This window comes from Asaccharospora irregularis DSM 2635 (assembly GCF_900129815.1).
Taxonomy (GTDB): domain Bacteria; phylum Bacillota; class Clostridia; order Peptostreptococcales; family Peptostreptococcaceae; genus Asaccharospora; species Asaccharospora irregularis.
Genome location: NZ_FQWX01000002.1, coordinates 1 through 19,782, shown reverse-complemented (window position 1 = coordinate 19,782; position 19,782 = coordinate 1). Strand labels below are relative to the sequence as shown.

At 30.4% G+C, this 19,782-nt stretch carries 21 protein-coding genes; 2 read left to right on the top strand and 19 right to left on the bottom strand.

Going from position 1 to position 19,782, the window contains the following annotated elements; all coding sequences use genetic code 11:
• Positions 1–2 precede the first annotated feature (2 nt).
• From def to dapF, 7 genes are read right to left on the bottom strand one after another with little or no spacing between them, the layout of a single operon-like run.
• Positions 3–443, bottom strand: a complete 441-nt coding sequence (gene def / locus BUB34_RS01075) for a peptide deformylase (protein ID WP_073123388.1) — start codon at positions 441–443, stop codon at positions 3–5.
• A gap of 17 nt (positions 444–460) precedes the next feature.
• On the bottom strand, positions 461–2,953 hold the full coding sequence (gene priA / locus BUB34_RS01070) for a primosomal protein N' (protein ID WP_073123386.1): 2,493 nt from the start codon (positions 2,951–2,953) through the stop codon (positions 461–463).
• Positions 2,954–3,012: 59 nt separating this feature from the next.
• The gene (gene coaBC, locus BUB34_RS01065) at positions 3,013–4,212 is read right to left on the bottom strand and encodes a bifunctional phosphopantothenoylcysteine decarboxylase/phosphopantothenate--cysteine ligase CoaBC (protein WP_073123385.1); all 1,200 of its coding nucleotides are present in this window, start codon (positions 4,210–4,212) and stop codon (positions 3,013–3,015) included.
• A 3-nt stretch (positions 4,213–4,215) separates the two neighbouring features.
• Positions 4,216–4,482 (bottom strand): DNA-directed RNA polymerase subunit omega, encoded by a 267-nt coding sequence (rpoZ, locus tag BUB34_RS01060; protein ID WP_073123383.1) that lies wholly within the window; start codon positions 4,480–4,482, stop codon positions 4,216–4,218.
• A 2-nt stretch (positions 4,483–4,484) separates the two neighbouring features.
• Positions 4,485–5,102, bottom strand: a complete 618-nt coding sequence (gene gmk, locus BUB34_RS01055) for a guanylate kinase (RefSeq protein WP_073123382.1) — start codon at positions 5,100–5,102, stop codon at positions 4,485–4,487.
• Between the two features lie 29 nt (positions 5,103–5,131).
• Entirely contained in the window at positions 5,132–6,013 is an 882-nt protein-coding gene (locus tag BUB34_RS01050) for a YicC/YloC family endoribonuclease (RefSeq protein WP_073123380.1), read from the bottom strand.
• 1 nt (position 6,014) lies between these two features.
• Positions 6,015–6,845 carry a diaminopimelate epimerase gene (gene dapF, locus BUB34_RS01045; RefSeq protein WP_073123379.1) on the bottom strand — a complete coding sequence of 277 codons (831 nt, stop codon included), beginning with the start codon at positions 6,843–6,845 and terminating at the stop codon, positions 6,015–6,017.
• Positions 6,846–7,026: 181 nt separating this feature from the next.
• Between dapF and BUB34_RS01040 the strand changes: the two genes are divergently transcribed.
• Both BUB34_RS01040 and BUB34_RS01035 read left to right on the top strand, forming a co-directional pair.
• Entirely contained in the window at positions 7,027–8,796 is a 1,770-nt protein-coding gene (locus BUB34_RS01040; protein ID WP_073123377.1) for an Rqc2 family fibronectin-binding protein, read from the top strand.
• 250 nt (positions 8,797–9,046) lie between these two features.
• Positions 9,047–9,337 carry a hypothetical protein gene (locus BUB34_RS01035; RefSeq protein WP_073123376.1) on the top strand — a complete coding sequence of 97 codons (291 nt, stop codon included), beginning with the start codon at positions 9,047–9,049 and terminating at the stop codon, positions 9,335–9,337.
• 125 nt (positions 9,338–9,462) lie between these two features.
• Here the strand turns inward: BUB34_RS01035 and BUB34_RS01030 are convergent, their stop codons facing one another.
• The 12 genes from BUB34_RS01030 to BUB34_RS13380 all read right to left on the bottom strand — a co-directional run.
• A complete protein-coding gene (locus BUB34_RS01030) occupies positions 9,463–10,719 on the bottom strand; it encodes a uracil-xanthine permease family protein (RefSeq protein ID WP_073123375.1) in 1,257 nt (418 codons plus the stop codon).
• An 82-nt stretch (positions 10,720–10,801) separates the two neighbouring features.
• On the bottom strand, positions 10,802–11,335 hold the full coding sequence (pyrR, locus tag BUB34_RS01025) for a bifunctional pyr operon transcriptional regulator/uracil phosphoribosyltransferase PyrR (RefSeq protein ID WP_143153279.1): 534 nt from the start codon (positions 11,333–11,335) through the stop codon (positions 10,802–10,804).
• 228 nt (positions 11,336–11,563) lie between these two features.
• On the bottom strand, positions 11,564–12,475 hold the full coding sequence (locus BUB34_RS01020; protein ID WP_084120072.1) for an RluA family pseudouridine synthase: 912 nt from the start codon (positions 12,473–12,475) through the stop codon (positions 11,564–11,566).
• An 8-nt stretch (positions 12,476–12,483) separates the two neighbouring features.
• Positions 12,484–12,927 (bottom strand): signal peptidase II, encoded by a 444-nt coding sequence (lspA, locus tag BUB34_RS01015; protein WP_073123372.1) that lies wholly within the window; start codon positions 12,925–12,927, stop codon positions 12,484–12,486.
• 93 nt (positions 12,928–13,020) lie between these two features.
• Positions 13,021–13,518 carry a TraR/DksA family transcriptional regulator gene (locus BUB34_RS01010; protein ID WP_073123724.1) on the bottom strand — a complete coding sequence of 166 codons (498 nt, stop codon included), beginning with the start codon at positions 13,516–13,518 and terminating at the stop codon, positions 13,021–13,023.
• A 10-nt stretch (positions 13,519–13,528) separates the two neighbouring features.
• Complete coding sequence (locus BUB34_RS01005; protein WP_084120070.1) at positions 13,529–13,912, bottom strand: DUF5665 domain-containing protein; 384 nt, start codon at positions 13,910–13,912, stop codon at positions 13,529–13,531.
• 264 nt (positions 13,913–14,176) lie between these two features.
• Positions 14,177–15,550: a carbon starvation CstA family protein gene (locus BUB34_RS01000; RefSeq protein WP_073123370.1), complete on the bottom strand. Its 1,374-nt coding sequence runs from the start codon at positions 15,548–15,550 to the stop codon at positions 14,177–14,179.
• A 173-nt stretch (positions 15,551–15,723) separates the two neighbouring features.
• Positions 15,724–16,446, bottom strand: a complete 723-nt coding sequence (locus BUB34_RS00995) for a LytR/AlgR family response regulator transcription factor (RefSeq protein WP_073123369.1) — start codon at positions 16,444–16,446, stop codon at positions 15,724–15,726.
• A complete protein-coding gene (locus BUB34_RS00990; protein WP_073123367.1) occupies positions 16,421–17,641 on the bottom strand; it encodes a sensor histidine kinase in 1,221 nt (406 codons plus the stop codon). Before BUB34_RS00990 ends, BUB34_RS00995 begins: the two co-directional genes overlap by 26 nt.
• Before the next feature lie 74 nt (positions 17,642–17,715).
• A complete protein-coding gene (gene trpS, locus BUB34_RS00985; RefSeq protein ID WP_073123366.1) occupies positions 17,716–18,720 on the bottom strand; it encodes a tryptophan--tRNA ligase in 1,005 nt (334 codons plus the stop codon).
• 15 nt (positions 18,721–18,735) lie between these two features.
• A complete protein-coding gene (locus tag BUB34_RS00980) occupies positions 18,736–19,434 on the bottom strand; it encodes a 5'-methylthioadenosine/adenosylhomocysteine nucleosidase (protein ID WP_073123365.1) in 699 nt (232 codons plus the stop codon).
• A 168-nt stretch (positions 19,435–19,602) separates the two neighbouring features.
• Positions 19,603–19,782, bottom strand: a 180-nt coding sequence (locus BUB34_RS13380; RefSeq protein ID WP_207647848.1) for a hypothetical protein, incomplete at its 5' end; no start/stop codon positions are given.

Below are 19,782 nucleotides of genomic sequence, written 5' to 3'. Positions count from 1 at the left end.
TATTAATCTTCAATTTTGTCCACAAACAGTATGCCTTCTAAATGATCTATTTCATGACAAAATGCTCTAGCTAAAAGATCTTCACCTTCTATTTCTATAACCTGACCTTCTCTATTTAACGCTCTCACCTTTACTAGATATGGTCTTGTTACTTCACCAGATCTACCTACTACACTTAAGCACCCTTCTGAATCTGTTTGTTCTCCAGAGGTTTCTATTATTTCTGGGTTTATAAGTTCTATAAGACCCTCTCCTATATCTATTACTACTACTCTCTTTAATATTCCAACTTGAGGTGCAGCAAGTCCAACTCCATCAGCATCATACATTGTATCTGCCATATCGTCTAATAATTGTATTATTTTTTTATCTATTTTTTCGACCTTTTTTGATTTTTTTCTTAATACAGGTTCTCCTATTTGGACTATTTGTCTTAACGCCATTTTATTTCCTCCTAAATTTATAATACACTGTTTGGGTTAATATCAATAGATATATTAACTCCCTTTCTAAATACAACTTCTCTTTTCGTTATACATATATATTTTATTATACCCTTTAATAAATTAATTTCAATATTATCATCCTTAAACAAAAGCTGCCATCTGTAGTTTTTATCTATTTTTGATATTGAACATGGGTTTGGTCCTAGTATAAAGTCAAAGTTATTTATACCTCTATTTTCTAATAAATAAACAATTGAATTGTACATATTTTTTGCAGATTCTATGACTGTTTTCTCGTTTTTTCCACTTATAACAACACTCAACATATTGTTAAATGGGGTATATCCAAATGCTTTTCTTATTTTTATCTCATCTTCATAAAACCCATCAAAATCATAGTTTATAGCTCGCCTGATTGCATAATGGTTTGTATCATAGGTCTGAAGTATGACATTTCCTTCTTTTTCAGCTCTTCCAGCCCTTCCTGAAACCTGTGTGACTAATTGAAATGTACTTTCAAAACTTTTAAAATCCGGAAAGTTTAACATCATATCAGCTGATAAAATCCCTACCAACGTAACATTAGCAAAATCAAGTCCCTTGCTAATCATTTGAGTTCCTATTAAAATCTGAGCCTCTCCACTCTCAAATTTATTTAGAATTTCTTCCAATGATCCTTTTTTAGATGTATTATCTTTGTCTACTCTTAAAATATTAACATTTGGGAATATCCCTTGTAGCTCTTCTTCTATTTTTTGAGTTCCTACTCCAAAAGGTTTTAGGTATTCACTATCACATTCCGGACATTTTTTAGGAATTTTCACTTCATATCCGCAGTAATGACATCTACCTGTGTTGCTTTCCTTGTGATAAGTCAAAGATATATCGCAATTTTCACATTGAAATAAAAAACCACAGCTTCTACATGATACAAAGTTTGCATAACCTCTTCTATTTAAAAATAAAATAACCTGATTACCACTTTCTACAGTTCTCTTAATTTCTTCTTGAAGTCTAAAACTAAATATACTTTTATTCCCATTAGTCAGTTCTTTTTTCATGTCAACAACTTCTATTTTAGGAAGCGGCTTTTTATTTGCCCTCTGCCTTATATTTATAAGGTTGTACTGCCCTGATTTAGCCCTGTAATATTCGTCTACTGATGGTGTTGCAGATCCCAATACTACAGATACTTTGTTTTTTAACCCAATAAACTTAGCAACTTCTATGGTGCTAAACTTAGGATTTTGTTCTGATTTATAAGATCCCTCATGAAACTCATCTATTATTATTACTCCCAATGAGTTAAAAGGTGCAAACAGTGCTGATCTAGGACCTATTAGTATCCTTACTCTTCCTTCTCTAACAGCTCTATATACATCGTGTCTTTGACCTTCAGAAAGTTTACTATGGAATACACCTACAATACTTCCAAATCTATTTTTTAATCTATCTATTACCTGAGGGGTAAGTGATATTTCAGGAACCAAAAATATACTATCCAAACCCTGTTCTAGAGCATATTCTATTATTTCCATATAAACTTCCGTCTTACCACTTCCAGTTACTCCATTTATCATATAGGGTTTCTTATCGTCATTGAACATTTCTGACGTTATTTTTTGCACTGCACTAATCTGTTCTTCATTTAATTTAACTTTTTTGCTTTGTTGTGTAAAAATATGTTCTGGCTGTCTATAGTAATCTTTAAATTCTAGTGTAACCAATTTTTTCTTTTGAAGTGATGTTATACTTTGTCTGTGAACACTTAATAAATCCAATAAATCATTTATCTCAACATCATCATTATTTTCTAAAAAGTTTAGTATGTTTCTCTGAAGCTCTGTAACTCTTATTTTATTTTCTACTATATAATCATCAATTTTTTCTTTACTCATACTTAATGATACATAACATATCTTTTTTTCATTTTTTTTGCTTTCATAAGCCCAACTTAAATCAATAAGTTTTTCCTTATTCATCTTGTATATCTCATTAGTGTTTTTACATATAGATTCTAAATTATCAACCTTAAGTCTACCTTTACTATTTATAACTTTTTCTACTACTTCTTTTTGAGAATTATTTAGTTTTTCTAATTCTATATACAAATCTGTGTCACTTAAACTTCTTAAACTATCGCCTAAATTTATTATTCTATAACTATTTAATTTGTACCCCTTAGGATACATTAGATTTATACAATCCATATAAGTGCACAAATATCTATTTCTCATCCAATTTATTAACTCTAAATCTTCAACTCTAAGCATAGGATTTTCATCTAGTATATCTATAATTTGTTTTAGTTTTCCATCCTCTAATTTGGATTTGTCATTTATCTCAAATACAAAACCTTCTGTGGGTTTATTTCCTTGACCAAAGGGGACTAAAACTCTATGCCCTACTTTTAAATCACACAATAAAAACTCAGGAATTTTGTATGTAAACAAATCATCTATACTTACAGACTTACTCCTTACTACCAACTGTGCATATTTTTCCATATTATAACCTCTTTAAAATTGCTTCATTTAAAAATATAAGCATCTATTAATATAGATGCTTATTTATCTAGTAGTACTTTAATTTTATCTAATATAACATTGGCTACTTCTTCTTTTTTCATTTTAGGATATTCTGTTATATTACCTTGTGCATCTATAGTTTTTATAATATTAGTATCTACACCAAATCCTGCACCTTCTTGAGTTAGATCATTCGCCACGATAAAATCTAAGTTTTTACGTTTAATCTTACCCTTGGCATTTTCTATAAGGTCATTGGTCTCTGCTGCAAATCCAACTAATATTCTATTCTCTTTAAGTTTTCCTATTTCATATGCAATATCCTTGTTTCTATCTAATCTTATAACTAAATCATCATCACTTTTTTTGATTTTTTTGTCACTATAGTCTTTAGGCTTATAATCCGCTACTGCCGCACTCTTTATTATAACTTGGTTTTCTTCTAGATTTCTTACAACAGCTTCATACATTTCCTGAGCAGATTCTATTTGTATAAACTTTTTAAGGTTTTGAGGTGGGTTTAATTTTGTAGGTCCTGATACCAATGTTACATTTGCACCTCTTTTTACGGCCTCTCCTGCTATAGCATAACCCATTTTTCCAGATGATCTATTTGTCAAATATCTTACCGGATCAATCTTTTCCAAAGTTGGCCCTGCTGTTATTATTATATTTTTTCCCTTTAAGTCTTGATTTTTTGTAAGTAAACTCACTACCTCATCCACTATTACTTCTGGGGTACTAAGCTTACCCTTACCTGTATCACCACATGCAAGCCTTCCGCTATCTGGTTCAATAAACCTATATCCTAAACCTTTTAGGTTCTCTATATTTCTCTGAACTATAGGATTTTCATACATATTAGTATTCATAGCTGGAGCTATTAGAATTGGTGCTTTTGTCGCCATAACTGTAGTAGTAAGCATGTCATCTGATATACCATTTGCTATTTTTCCTATTACATTAGCAGTTGCAGGAACTATTAAAAATAGGTCTGCTTTTTTTGCCAAAGATATATGTTCTACTTCCCATGTTCTAGGCTCCTCAAACATATCAGAAACTACATAGTTTTGACTCAATGATTGAAATGTCAATGGTGAGACAAACTCAACAGACGACTTAGTCATTATTACATGTACATTGGCTCCTAGTTTTTTTAACTTACTGACAACATCACAAGCTTTGTATGCAGCTATTCCTCCACTTACACCGAGTACAATAGTTTTGTTTTTTAACATTTATTAGTCCTCTTTTATTTGGCTTGCTTGTTCTAATTGGTGTTTAGCTTCTTCTATTTCTATTTCTTCCTCTGTTAGTAATCTGTAAGTTATTTTTTCTTCTGAAACTTCTTGAGTAGCTATACAAACTGGCTTGTTTTCTTTACATTTATTTGCAACCATTGGCTCTGATCCATCTACTATTTCCCTAGCTCTTTTTGCAACAGTCCCTACTAGGTAGTATCTGTTGTCTATCTTTGATAATACCTCATTAATTGATGGTTTTAACATAATTATAATTCCTCCTTAAATTTCTCTATTATATTGTTTTTATATCTACTAACTTTATTTTTCTCTGATGATATTATACATTCTACTTCTTTAACTGAAGTATCTACATCCTCATTAAATATAAAATAGTCATAATCGCTTATTAAATTGATTTCTTTGTATGCACAGCTAAATCTTTTTTCTATTTCTTCCTGTGTTTCCGTTCCTCTTCCAACTATTCTGTTTTTTAGCTCTTCAAGAGATGGAGGAAGTACAAATATAAATACCCCTTCTGGATAAACATCTTTTATTTGCTTAGCACCTTGCATCTCTATTTCAAGTAAGACATCTTGACCTTTATCTAAAGTTTCAATTATTGATGCCTTTGGAGTCCCATAAAAATTATCATATATTTGAGCATGTTCCAAAAATTCTCCATTGTCTATCATAGACTTAAATTTTTCCTTAGATATAAAGAAATAATTTACTCCTTCAACCTCACCTGTCCTTGGGCTCCTAGTTGTTGCTGAAACTGAAAGCTTTATTTTATCATTTGATTTTAATAATTCCTTGCATATGGTCCCTTTTCCTGCTCCAGATGGTCCAGATACAACTAGTAGTATTCCTTTTCTCTTAAGCATTATAGTTACTTCCTTTCCATTTTTATGTATTATTCTATGTTTTGTATTTGTTCTCTTATCTTTTCCAATTCACTTTTTAACTCAACCACTAAATTAGTTATATTTAAATCAGAAGATTTAGACCCTATAGTATTAGTTTCTCTGTTCATTTCTTGAATTAAGAAGTCTATCTTTCTACCAATAGATTCTTGTTTTGATACAGTATTTTTAAGTTGAATTATATGACTTTTAAACCTAACTATTTCCTCTGTTATACTGCTTTTATCTGCGTATATTGCTACTTCTTGTGCTAATCTGTTTTCATCTATTATACTAGGATTTTCTAATATCTCACTTATCCTATTTGTTAATTTTTCCTTGTAGTCAATAACAACATTATATGAATATTTCTCTATTTCTTCAATATAATTATTCAGAAGATCACATCTCATCTTAATATCCTCTGCTAATTTTTGACCTTCTTCAGTTCTCATATCTTTTAGATTTATTAAAGCTTCTTCTAATGCTCCTTTAAGCATAGACCAAACTAAATCTTCATCCTCTTCTTTTTCTTCTGTTTTTATTATTTCTGGAAACTTGGCTATGTTCATCACGCTTATATCATCCATTAAGCCAAATTTGTTTTTTATATTATTTAGTATCTCTACGTACTGAATTGCTAAGCCTTCGTCAAATTTAAGACTTACATCTTCGCTTCCTAATAAATCAAATTTTATATATAAGTCAGCTCTTCCTCTTTTAACATAGTCTTTTACTAAATTTCTTGCTTTATCCTCTAAAAAGGAAATTTTCCTAGGAAGACGTATATTTATATCTGAATATTTATGATTTATAGTCTTACATTCTACTAAAAAATAGTAGTTATCATCTTTATATTCTCCTCTTCCAAAGCCTGTCATACTAATAGCCATATTAAACCTCCATAGTACCTTCACATATTTTCACTGCCGGTCCTGTCATATAAACAAAATCCTCTATATCTATTTTAACCTTGCCTCCCTCAGATGTAACGTTGACACTTTTACAAACCTTTTTTAGATGATTGCATACTATAGCAGATGCAGTCATACCTGTCCCACATCCTAGGGTATATCCACAACCCCTTTCCCATGTATGTACAATTATATTGTTCTCATCTTCTACCTTAACGAAATTTACATTTGTTCCCTGAGAGAATATTTTATTTTTTTCTATTTCTTTGCCGTATTTACACACATCTTCAAAGCTTATATCATCTGCAACTATTACAGTATGGGGAACTCCCATAAGCATAGAAGTCATTTTGAATTTTTTATCTAAAACCTCAATCTCTTCCTCTATAAAATTGTCCTTATTCCAATTAAGGCCTATATCCTGTTTTGAGAAACTACCCTTTCCCATGTTTACTTTTATAGAATCTATTTTTTTATCTATAACATTAAGTTTTATCTTTTTTACTCCATCTAATGTATAAACGTCAAATTCTTTTTTGTTAACTATATTGTTGTCATAAACAAACTTACAAAAACATCTTAATCCATTTCCGCACATAGCAGCTCTTGAACCATCCGAGTTATAATAGACCATTTCTACATCACATTCTTCAGAGTTCTTAACAACTAACAGTCCATCTGCTCCAACCGAAAATCGTCTGTGACATACTCTTTGGGCTAAATCGGAGTAATCTGATGCTAGTATTTTATCAAATCTACCATCTATAGCAATAAAATCATTTCCTACTCCATGTAACTTCCAAAATTTCATAAGTATCTCCCCTTTTAATTTTAGTCACTAACTTATAATTATACAATATTTCTAACAGAAAAGAAATTGAATACAAGCTATTTATTATTTTTTTTACAAAATATCCTATTCACAATAAATATGTTATGTGTAATAATTAGTTTATTGACGTGTTTTTTCGTCTATGAAAGGAGAGATATTTATGGCCTTAGATGGTTTAGTTATACATTCTATAGTAGATGAGTTATCATCAAAACTTACAGGAGGTAAAATAGATAAAATATACCAACCTGAAGACGATGAAATAATTTTGCATATAAGAAACAATAAAGAGAATTTCAAATTAGTGCTTAGTGCTAGCGCCTCTAATCCTAGGATTTATTTGACTAGCAACTATAAAAAAGAAAACCCTATAAGCGCACCAATGTTTTGTATGTTGCTTAGAAAATATATACAGGGTGGTAGTATAACAAATGTATGTCAAATTGAATTTGAGAGAATTATAAAAATCACAGTTGAGTCTTTTGATGAACTAAAAGAAAAAACTAGCAAAGATATAATAATAGAAATTATGGGAAGACACAGCAATATAATACTCGTAAATAACACTCAGACTATTTTAGATTCAATAAAAAGAATCCCAACTAGCATTAGTAGAGTGCGTCAAATACTCCCTGGACATACTTACTCTTTGCCACCTAAACAAGATAAGTTAAACCCTATTGATAGTATATCCATAGATACGTTTGTAAGTACCTTAAATTCCTTTGAGGGCCCTATTTTTAAGGCTATATACTCTAAGTTCTTAGGAATAAGCCCCATAGTAGCAAAAGAAATATGTTTTAGAGCATCTGTTGATCATAAATCAAATACCATAGATCTATCATCAGAGCAACTTAACTCTATATATAGTGAATTTATCAATTTGTTTAGTGATATAAAAAACAATAAATTTTCTCCATCAATCGTAGTAGATGAGAAACTTGATAAGGTTGTTGATTTTAGTTGTATTAACTTAAGTCTATTTAAAGAACTGTCCTTTATAAATAAAGATAGTATGTCTGAAGTATTAGAAGACTTTTATAGAACAAAGGATATAAAGGATAGAATAAATCAGCGTGCCTCAAACCTAAAAAAGAGTATATCAGTTAAACTTGATAGACTTTATAACAAATTAAAGAAACAAGAAGAAGAGCTCTTAGAGTCTGAGAATGCAGATATATATAAGGTAAAAGGTGAATTAATAACGTCTTATATCTATATGATAAAAAAAGGTATGGATGGTATAAATGTCCAAAACTTCTACGATCCTAATTGTGAGAATGTATTTATAGAATTAAATAAAAACCTTACTCCTTCTGAAAACGCTCAAAAGTACTTTAAAAAATATACAAAAATGAAGCATGCTAAGGTAGAAATAAAAAATCAAATAGCCATAAACAAAGAAGAAATAGACTATCTTGAAAATATTATTTTGGCTATAGAAAATTGTGAGAATCTAGCAGAATTGCAAGATATAAAAGAAGAGCTTGGTAAAGTTGGGTACATAAAATCCCAAAGTAAAAGCAAGAAAGAAACTAAGCTTACTACAAAACCTCATGAATTTATATCATCTGATGGATTCAAAATACTTGTAGGTAAAAATAACAAGCAAAACGATTATTTGACTTTAAGACTTGCTGATAACGACGATTTGTGGATGCATACTAAAAATATTCCAGGATCTCATGTTATTATAAAATGTGCTGGTAAATATGTCCCAGATAGTACTATATTTGAAGGTGCTATGTTAGCAGCATTCTTTAGTAAATCTAAAATGTCATCTCAGGTTCCCGTTGACTACACTAAAAAGAAAAATGTTAAAAAGCCTAGTGGCTCAAAACCTGGTATGGTAATCTATGAAACTAACAGTACTATCTACGTTACACCTGAGGAAGAATTGGTCGCTAAACTAAAAAATAAAGATATTTAGTGTCTAAGTTTTAAACTATATAAAATTTATAAAAAAGGATTTAATCTACATTTTTAAAAATACCCTATAGAGTGGACAATTAATAAAAAAGTCTACACTTTAGGGTACTTTTTATTTATAACTTAATAAAATTATAAATAAGGCTACTATTGGAGATTCCGTTATTAAACTAGCCTAAAATACTATATAATATAATCATAGTTTACAATTTCATATAATAAAAATATGAAATTAAAAAGGGGGATATAGAATGTTATTAACAATTATTATTTTTATTGGGGTATTAATGTTTATTCCTAGCGTCTATTTACTTATAAAAAACTATAAATATGGAAAGTATATAAAAACTTATGGATTACTTTCTTATTTAGGATTAGTTATATCTTATGTTGGAGTCCTATTGTCAATGGAGTCTGTATTTATAAGACTACCTGGGGCATTGCCTGGATTACTTCCTTTTTTTATAACTCTATTAGTTTTCAGCGTATTAGCCAAATTATTACTTAAACCAATATTTCTTAGAGATAAAAAACACAAATAACCGTATTATGAATTATTTATAAATAAATAACCGTATATTAGTACTCAAAACATTGAAAATACTAATATACGGTTATTTTTATTTCATATTTAGCACAAACTAGTCTAACGTAGTCTTTATTTTAATTATACTGTAGTAGTCTCTGGATTTATTTTTTCTACAGTAGTTTTTTTGATATTTTCTGATTTGAACTCTGAGTTATTTAAAACTCTATTTAGTACAATACCTACTATCGCAGCTAAACTAAGTCCAGTTATTTTTACACTTTCTGTTATAGGTATACCTATTGATATTCCCTGTTTTTCTAGATAAGATGTTCCTAGGCCTATTACTAGTATCGCCGCTATTACAACAATATTATTTTTATTTTCTATACAATCACTATTTTTTATAGTTTTAAAACCTACAAAAGTTATCATTGAGAATAATAATATACTTATTCCACCCATAACTGCACCTGGTATACTTTGTAAAAATCCACCAAATTTACCTACGCATGCAAGAAGCATAGCAAGTATTGCTGTACGTCTAAGTATTGATGGATCATAGTTTTTAGTTATTGCAAGCACTGCTGTATTTTCTCCATAAGTTGTATTTGCTGGTCCTCCCAACAAACCTGCCACTATTGTTGCCAACCCATCTCCAAGTAATGTTCTATTTAAGCCCGGATTCTTTATAAAGTCTTTTCCTACAACTGCTCCATTTGTAGTCATATCTCCTATATGCTCCATAAATACCGCTAAAACTACTGGTGCTATTACAACTATTGATTCTAAACTAAATTTAGGTAGTGAAAACTCTGGTACTGCAAACATAGCCGCATCTTTGATAATACTCGTATCTACTAAGTTCATCACCAAACATAATGCATAACCTGAAAATACTGCGATAAGTATACTTAGTTGCTTTATAAACCCTTTTCCAAATTTGTTTATACAAAGCGCAATCAATAATGTTAATCCTGCTACTATCATATTCGCCGAAGCCATTCCAATCGCTGTAGGTATTAGATTTAAACCTATAACAGCTATCATAGCTCCTGTAACCTGCGCTGGGAAATATCTTTGTATTTTTTCTATACCAACCATTTTTACAACAAAAGACATTATTACGTATAGTAATCCTGCTGCCATAATTCCGCCTTGGGCATAGGCTAAGTCACCATTATACATATCTTTTACTATTATTATTACTGGTATAAATGCAAAGCTAGATCCTAGAAATGCTGGTACCTTTCCATTTGTACATAAGTGGAATATTAAAGTTCCTAACCCTGCTGAAAATATTGCTACTGTAGGGTTAAATCCTGTTAATATAGGAACTAATACTGTAGCACCAAACATAGCTAATAGATGTTGTAAAGACATTATTGTTTTCTTCATAAAAAAACCTCCCATTTTTTTGTTAGGGAGAAATTATTCTCCCTTTTCCAGTCTCTCTGTACTGAATTAAAAGGTATACAAATTATCCTTTTATAGTTACTGAATCCTCACCATCAACTTCTAACAATTTTACTGATATTATTTCGCTTCTTGATGTAGGAACATTTTTACCTACATAATCGGCTCTTATAGGTAGTTCCCTATGACCTCTATCAACTAACACAGCTAGCTGTATTGCCTTTGGTCTACCCATATCCATTATAGCGTCTAGTGCCGCTCTAACGGTTCTTCCTGTGTATAAAACATCGTCTACCAAAATCACTATTTTATCATCTATATCAAAATCTATATATGAACCTTTTATTACAGGTTCTACATTTATCTTTTTCAAATCATCTCTATAAAGAGTTATATCTATATCACCAGTATTTACCTTTGTACCTTCTATCTGATCTATCTTATTACATATTCTACTTGCTATAGGTACTCCTCTAGTCTTGATTCCTACTAGTACAACATCTTCTGTACCTCTATTTCTCTCTATTATTTCGTGGCTTATTCTAGTAATAGCCCTTCCTATTGCCTTCTCATCCATTAATTGGGCTTTCTCTATCACAGCTGACCTCCTAATAAAATACATTTTCTTATTATATATTTAAATATAAAACAAAAAGCTTTACATCATAAGACGAAAGCTTTTACTTTTAACTGGAAATACTTATTCTCAGATGCCTTATGATATCTCTGTATCACTTAAAGGTGTTATATTTAAATTTTTTATTTACTGTTTATCTTTATTACTTATTATTTAAATTATATATTTTAAACTACTTTTTGGCAAGACTTATTTTAATTTAGCAATTATATCCTGAAAATAATCAGGTAACTCTGAATTAAATTCAACGTATTCCTTTGTTGTAGGATGTATAAATCCTAGTTTCCTAGCATGTAAAGTCTGACCATCTAATTTAAATTTACTGTTTTTTGGCCCATAAAGCGGATCTCCTAACAATGGGTGGTTTATATAAAGCGAGTGAACTCTTATCTGATGTGTTCTTCCAGTTTCTAATGTTGCCCTGACATGTGTAAAGTTTTCAAATCTTTCTATAACCTCAAAATGAGTCACAGCTCGTTTACCATCCTTTACTACAGCCATCTTTAATCTATCTTTTGGATTTCTTCCTATAGGCTTATCTACGGTTATTTTATCTTCTTTGACTACACCATGACATATAAACTCATACTCCCTAGTTATCGAATGGTCCTTTAGCTGCTCTGCCAAAAAATTATGGGAGTTGTTATTTTTGGCTATCATCAAAAGTCCAGATGTATCTTTATCTATTCTATGGACTATTCCCGGCCTTATTATACCATTTATAGATGATAGTTTATCCTCGCAGTGGTATAATACAGCATTCACCAAAGTATTTTCATAATTACCTGGTGCCGGATGAACTACCATTCCTTGTTTCTTATTAACAATCAAAAAATCTTTATCTTCATAAACAATATCTATAGGTATATCCTGAGGTATTACTTCTAAAACCTTTGGTGCTGGTATCTCAACTTCTATTTCATCACTTTCTTTTACCAAATACTTAGATTTTTCTACCTTACTATTAATTTTTACTTTTTGATCTTTAATTATTTTTTGTACATAGCTTCTAGACATATCCCCTAATTGATTTGATAAGTATACATCTAACCTATCTCCTTCTTCTTCTTCTGAAACTAAAAACTTTTTTATTTCTTCCATTTTATCACCTACTTCTTATTGTCCAAAAACATTATGTATATACACAACAATATTGTCCCTACTACTACAAATACATCTGCAATATTAAATACATATTCCCATACTATTGTAAAGTCAAAAAAGTCTACAACATAGCCTAGTCTAACTCTATCTATTAAATTACCTAAAGCCCCTGATATTATAAGTAGTATTCCACATTTTCCTACTATATTTACTTTTTTGTTATGCAAATAGTATAGTCCATACGCAGATGCTAATACTGCAACTATTACAAATATCCACTGATTGTTTTGCAATATACCAAATGCTGCCCCTCTATTTTCTACATATGTAAGATTAAATACATTTTCTATAACAGATATACTTTTTACATTTTTCAAAGAACTGATTGCCCACAATTTAGAGGCCTGATCTATACCTATTAGCAAAACTATTATAAATTCATATAACAATATTTTATCCTCCTAATAAAAACTATTTTTTACTACAACCTCTATTATACAAAAAAAGACTTCCTAATTGGAAGTCTCTTATTTTTTATATTTCTATTCATCGTGATTTTTAAGTTCTATTTTATTTAAATCAGTTAAGTTTGTTAAATAATCAGAATAAAAATGTCCTTTTTCATTTATTATATTTCTATCTGGATTTTCGTTCTCATCTGGCAAACTATCCTTTTTCTTGGCACACTGAGCACATAATGTAGTCTCAGGCATAAGTTCAAGTCGGGCTGTCCCTATACGCTTTTTACATATTTCGCAAATACCGTATGTTCCTTCTTCTATTTTAGATAAGGCCTCTGTCACCTGTTCAAGCATTCCCTCCTCATGTATCGTCAAACTATTTTGCATATTCTGCATAAATACATCTGTTCCTAAGTCCCCTATGTGATTATCATAGCTCGATAACTCCCCTGATGCATATTTTTCACTGGTATGTTTTGTAGTGTCACCAAAAAGAGTATTATCCTTCATACTTGTTACTAAGTTGTCTAGCTTTTCTTTTTTATTCTCTAGTTCTTTTTTATAGTTTTTTGTATCCATATACACACCTCTATTTCTTTCTATAAATATCAACTATATCTAATAGTTTTGCTATATATCTTCCTATTATTGGTAAATCTATCCATGCAGTTAGTATGTAAAATGTAATAGCTGCAAGAAATGTAAAACCTATCGCCTGACCAAATCCTCTTCCTACTCCCGCTACAAAATTGATTATAAACAAACGTCTCTTGCTGTCTGTTAGCATCATATAGTCTCTAATTCTACTTTTCTCTATCAACAATATAAGTCTTTTCAAATACTTTCTTATGATTCCTAAATCCTTTGCATAATCCTCTAAATTTAACTCATTTATAATCTGATCGAGTTCCTTCATATCTATAGTTTCTATATCTTGTTTTTTTGTATTTCTATCGTTCTTTATATCAACCACACCCTTTTATGAAAAAACTCAATTGATATTAATAGTATGTGAAAAACTTATATAAAAATTCAAATAAATTTTATATAAGTTTTCCACAATAATTCAGTTTATTTTAAATCAAATAAGGTGCATCAAAATCATTTTAATAATTTTGATGCACCTTATTTAATTTATTAATTTTAGTTATTATATTTATTTTTATTTACTTTGCTTCGTTTTTATCTTTTTTTTGTCCTAATAGGAATAGTATATAAAGTACTATACTTACTAACACTATAGGAATAGTATATAAAGTACTATACTTACTAACACTCCTACTATATTTGATATATTAGCTGGTAATCTAAATCCTTCGGGAGCTTGCATTATATAACTAAAAGTTACTATAGTCATAAATATAGCTGGTATAGTTGCTATATAGTGATTCTTTTTACTTTTAGATAGATACGCTGCCCCTGCCCATAACATTATCATAGCTAATGTTTGGTTTGCCCAAGAGAAGTACTTCCATATTATAGAGAAATCTATGAATGTAAGTCCAATACCTATTACGAATAAAGGTATAGCTATCACAAATCTATTTTTTATTTTATCTTGATTTATTCCAAATGCATCCGCTATTGTAAGTCTTGCACTTCTAAATGCTGTATCTCCAGAAGTGATAGGACATGATACAACACCAAGTATAGCTAGTGCTCCACCTATAGGACCCATCAAACCAACTGATATTGTATTTACAACTGTTGCTGCCCCTCCTTCTTGGAATATAGTATTAAGTTGTGGTATTCCTCCGAAATATGACATAGCTGCTGCTGCCCATACTAGAGCTATTATTCCCTCTGCAACCATAGAACCATAGAATATCGGTCTAGCCTCTGCTTCATGTTCTACACATCTAGCCATAAGAGGTGATTGAGTAGCATGGAACCCTGATATCGCTCCACAAGCTATTGTTATAAATAAATATGGGAATATAGGTGTTGAACTAGGATGGAAGTTTTGTAAAGTTACATTAGGTATATCGTAACCTTTTACTATAAGTCCTCCACCTACTCCTACAGCCATTATTATAAGAGCTGCTCCGAATAATGGATATATTTTCCCTATTAATTTATCTACTGGTAATACAGTAGCTAAAATATAGTAAACTATTATAATTCCTATCCATACGTTTGTTCCTATTCCTGTTAAAGTTTTTAAAAGTCCTGCTGGTCCTGTTATAAACACTACCCCAACTAAAACTAAAAGTACAACACTAAACACTCTCATTATATGTCTTGCAGTTTCACCTAAATAGATACCTACTATTTCAGATGCTGAAGTACCTTTGTTTTTCATTGATAAATACCCTGATAAGAAGTCATGCACTCCTCCTGCAAGTATTGTCCCAAATACTATCCATAAAAATGCTGCTGGACCAAATAACGCTCCTTGTATTGCCCCGAATATAGGACCAAGACCCGCTATATTTAAGAATTGGATTAAAAATATTTTCTTCCAGTTCATTGGTACATAGTCTACTCCATCTTTATAGGCTAATGCTGGCGTTTGATTTTCATTATTTATTCCAAACGTTCTTTCAACAAATTTACCATAAATAAAATAACCTACTATAAGTATTACTATTGCGCTTAAAAAACTTGTCATATCTTCCCCTCCTAAAATTAATTGTATAATTTCAGTATCAATTTATTGTCGAGATGGCCTTATTAATTAACTTTGTGAAAACATTATCCCATCTCTTAATAATATAATACTTTTTTTAGGGGAAAAAAGTTCATTTTTGTAATAGAATGCATTTTTTAATACATGAAATGCATTTATAGGTTCATAAGTTCCTTAAATTCTTTCATCTTACTTCTACTTACTGTAACTTCAAACTCTCCACCTTTTAACTTTAAAATATATGTATTGTTAAACCAAGGTACTATCTCCTCTATTTTTGTAAGATTTACAAGATATGATCTATGTGACTTGAAAAAATATTTGCTATTTATAGTTTTCTCTACTTCCGATATACTCTCTCTTAAAATAAATTGATCCTTCTCAGTATACACATAAGTATACCGCTCTTGAGCCTGGCAATAATATATATCCTCTACATCTACTACATATATTTTATTGTTTTTCCATAGACTTATTTTATTTTTTATTTCCGATATTCTTTCCTCTTTATTTGTATCTTCTTTTATATTCTCTAATTTTTTTAACATCATTATTATTCTGTCTTCTGAATATGGCTTTAGTATATAGTCAAATGCCTCTACTGAAAATGCATCCACCGCATATTTTTCATAAGCTGTTATAAACACTATCTTAGGCTTTTTACTAAACTTATTTATAGTTTTTGCTAACAACATTCCATCTAATTTCGGTATATTTATATCGAGAAAAATCACGTCTACCAGGTTCTCTTGTATAAATTCAAGAACATCTAATCCATTAGAAAATTCGTTTATTACTTCTATATTACTATTGTTTTCTATAAAGTATCTAAGCTCTTTTCTAGCAGGATACTCATCCTCTACTATGATTGCCTTCATAATCTTCCCTCCTAACGTCAAATTCTATAACTGTTCCCTTATCAAGCCTTTTTATTTTTAGACCGTGTCTATAAAACAGCTTAAGTCTTAAATGCACATTGTATAAACCGATTTTATTTTTTGGCATATTATCGCTATATAAATCATCTATCACCTTCTGACTTATACCTATACCATTATCAATTACTGATATTCTTACCCTATCTTTATGCTGTTTTACCGATATTTTTACACATCCTTCTTCTCCACCTTCTAGAATTCCATGTATAATTGCATTTTCGACCAAAGGTTGTATAATTAAACTCGGTATTTTCACATCTACCTTATCTACATCATACTCTACATTCAATAATTCTCCAAACCTAGCTTTTTCTATTTCAACATATGATTTAACTTGCTCTATTTCCTTATCTATACTTATTAGATTTTCACTAAACTCCAAATTATGTCTTAAATATGTAGATAGACTTATTATAAGATTTTTAGCCTTCTTTGGATCAAATCTTATAAAAGATGCTATTGTATTTAGTGAATTAAATAAAAAATGTGGATTAATTTGTCTCTGCAAAGCTCTAACTTCCGCTCTATTTCTAGCTTCTATTTCTCTTTTATCCCTTTCTATGCCCTCTACAATAGATACTACAAAACCTATTGCAATCTGACCAGACATCATAGGTGTATATATAGCACGTATTATATCAATAGCAATATCATGTGGTTGAGATATTAGATATATAAGTAAAATAGTGAAACTCTCGCAAACCATTCCAGCTATTATCCCACATATCAACTTATATGATTTTGGGATTTTCCCATACAAAAATCCCGACAGTAGTCCTGCTAATATACTTGATAAAAAACATGGAATTGATGTTATCCCTCCAATATCAATCAAGTACCTATGTGCTCCCGCTAAAAAGCCAGCTGGTATACTGACAACGGGGCCAAATAAAATTCCACTAGAAACTATAGCAATAACCCTTGTGTTTACAATAGATCCCATATACTCTATTCCATTATAGGTAGAAAAAATAGCTAAAAATGTAAATATTAAAGATATTATAATCAAATCTTTTAAATTATACTCGTCTTTTTGGAAAATCCTCTTGAAAATCTTCATCTTACTTATTAATAAAAACAGAACTACCAGCAAGCTAGCCTTTTCCAGCAGGTTGATTAATATAGAACCTCTCACAACACCACTCCTTTAAAAAATTCCCCTAAGAGATCAATATAATATTGTTCACTTAGGGGCAGAACTTGAGCAATCTATAAAAACTTTCTTTCTATTAGACCTACTTTTTTGTACACTTTTCTCAATGTTTTTCTGGCCTGTTTTTCAGCCTTATCTGCACCTATTGCATAAACATTTTCTAAATAGTCCTTGTTGTTAAGAAGGTCTATATACTTTTCTCTTATTGGTCTCAATGTCTCGACTATTACTTCGGCAACATCTTCTTTAAATTCACCATACCCTTTTCCTTCATATATAGATACTATTTCTTCTACAGTCTTATTATCTAACTGTGAGTATATTTCTAATAAATTCTTAATTCCAGGTTGTTCATCACTGTATCTTACAATTCCTAAAGAATCTGTAACACTTCTTTTTACTTTTCTTCTTATTGTATCTGAATCATCTGCAAGCAATATAAATGCATTTTCATTGCTATCTGACTTACTCATTTTTTTGGTAGGTTCTTGTAAACTCATTACCCTACCTACTTCCTTAGGTATATACCCCTCAGGAACTACAAATGTAGGAGAGTATCTATTGTTAAATCTACTTGCTAAATCACGAGCTAACTCTAGATGTTGTTTTTGGTCCTCTCCTACTGGAACCAAATCAGTTTGATATAGGAGTATATCTGCAGCCATAAGTACAGGATAAGTAAATAATCCAGCATTTAAGTTTGCCTCACTTTTTTGTGACTTATCCTTGAATTGAGTCATCCTACTTAATTCTCCCATATAAGTCATTGTATTTAATATCCACATAAGTTCTGCATGAGCACTTACATGAGATTGTATAAATATAGTATTTTTTTCAGGATCTAGCCCACATGCTAAATATTGTGCAAGCAATTCCATAGTATTTGCTCTTAATGTTTTTGCTTCCTGAGGTACTGTTATTGCATGTAGATTGACAACACTATAATAACAATCATACTCATCTTGAAGTTTTGTCCAGTTTTTTATAGCTCCTAAATAATTTCCTAAAGTCATCTTTCCAGATGGCTGAGCTCCACTAAATATTATTTTTTTATCACTCATCTAAACTCCTCCTGTCTATATTGCCTTTAACATTTTTAGTACTATATCTTTAGAGTTATTTGCTGCCTCTATTACAAATTCCTCGTATGTAACATCTGCACTACCGTCTGCTTTATCTGACATAGCCCTTATTATTACAAACGGAACATTGTTTAGATTACATACGTGTGCTATAGCTCCACCTTCCATTTCTCCACAATAAGCTTTAAAGTCATTTACTAACTCTTCTTTTAGATCTTTGGAACTTATAAATATGTCTCCAGTAACTACTCTCCCTTTTAAGACTTTATGAGATTTAGTTTCTTCGACTGATGATTTATATGCTGCATCAATAAGTCTTTCATCTGCCTTAAATACTGAAGTTTCCATTCTTGGTATTACACCTTTTTCATATCCAAAAGCTCTAGCATCTACATCGTACTGCAGTGCATCTGTTGAAATTACGATATCATTAACATCAAGGTCTTCATTTAACGCACCTGCAACACCAGTGTTTACTACAGCATCAACACCAAATTCACTTATTAAAATTTGAGCACATAGTGCTGAATTAACTTTTCCTATTCCACACTTAACTAAAACTACTTCTCTTCCCTCTAATTGTCCTTGGTAGAATTTTAGGCTTGCTTTTGTAAGAGTTTCTTTTACTTGCATCAACTCTACTAATATATCTACCTCTTCATCCATAGCTCCTATTATTCCTATTTTTCTCATATTGCCTCCTGTAATTAATAAAAGTTTCCTATTAAATTATAAAAATCCGCCCTTGTATAATGTAGTTGTAACATTTGATAGAAAACTTTCTAATAATCTAACGAACATTAACAACTTTTCTTAATTTTTAAATTTGTATAAAATCCTATCGGATCTTAATTCATTTCTTTAATTGTTTTCTATTAAAATTCTCCCTAATGGATGATTCAACTTTGACAAATATAGTATAATCTTTACTGAATAGAGGATAGATGTATCCCCCCTGGGTGATCTTAGAGATCCTATACCCGAAAAATAGCGTATCATTCCATCAGTAATAGTTCTATGTTTAGCTGGTTGAATTTCCCC

Bases quoted from the DNA above. Each gene is read 5' to 3' on its own strand.
- def (WP_073123388.1), bottom strand. From the start codon at position 443: ATGGCGTTAAGACAAATAGTCCAAATAGGAGAACCTGTATTAAGAAAA.
- priA (WP_073123386.1), bottom strand. From the start codon at position 2,953: ATGGAAAAATATGCACAGTTGGTAGTAAGGAGTAAGTCTGTAAGTATA.
- coaBC (WP_073123385.1), bottom strand. From the start codon at position 4,212: ATGTTAAAAAACAAAACTATTGTACTCGGTGTAAGTGGAGGAATAGCT.
- rpoZ (WP_073123383.1), bottom strand. From the start codon at position 4,482: ATGTTAAAACCATCAATTAATGAGGTATTATCAAAGATAGACAACAGA.
- gmk (WP_073123382.1), bottom strand. From the start codon at position 5,102: ATGCTTAAGAGAAAAGGAATACTACTAGTTGTATCTGGACCATCTGGA.
- BUB34_RS01050 (WP_073123380.1), bottom strand. From the start codon at position 6,013: ATGGCTATTAGTATGACAGGCTTTGGAAGAGGAGAATATAAAGATGAT.
- dapF (WP_073123379.1), bottom strand. From the start codon at position 6,845: ATGAAATTTTGGAAGTTACATGGAGTAGGAAATGATTTTATTGCTATA.
- BUB34_RS01040 (WP_073123377.1), top strand. From the start codon at position 7,027: ATGGCCTTAGATGGTTTAGTTATACATTCTATAGTAGATGAGTTATCA.
- BUB34_RS01035 (WP_073123376.1), top strand. From the start codon at position 9,047: ATGTTATTAACAATTATTATTTTTATTGGGGTATTAATGTTTATTCCT.
- BUB34_RS01030 (WP_073123375.1), bottom strand. From the start codon at position 10,719: ATGAAGAAAACAATAATGTCTTTACAACATCTATTAGCTATGTTTGGT.
- BUB34_RS01020 (WP_084120072.1), bottom strand. From the start codon at position 12,475: ATGGAAGAAATAAAAAAGTTTTTAGTTTCAGAAGAAGAAGAAGGAGAT.
- BUB34_RS01010 (WP_073123724.1), bottom strand. From the start codon at position 13,518: ATGGATACAAAAAACTATAAAAAAGAACTAGAGAATAAAAAAGAAAAG.
- BUB34_RS01000 (WP_073123370.1), bottom strand. From the start codon at position 15,550: ATGACAAGTTTTTTAAGCGCAATAGTAATACTTATAGTAGGTTATTTT.
- BUB34_RS00995 (WP_073123369.1), bottom strand. From the start codon at position 16,446: ATGAAGGCAATCATAGTAGAGGATGAGTATCCTGCTAGAAAAGAGCTT.
- trpS (WP_073123366.1), bottom strand. From the start codon at position 18,720: ATGAGTGATAAAAAAATAATATTTAGTGGAGCTCAGCCATCTGGAAAG.
- BUB34_RS00980 (WP_073123365.1), bottom strand. From the start codon at position 19,434: ATGAGAAAAATAGGAATAATAGGAGCTATGGATGAAGAGGTAGATATA.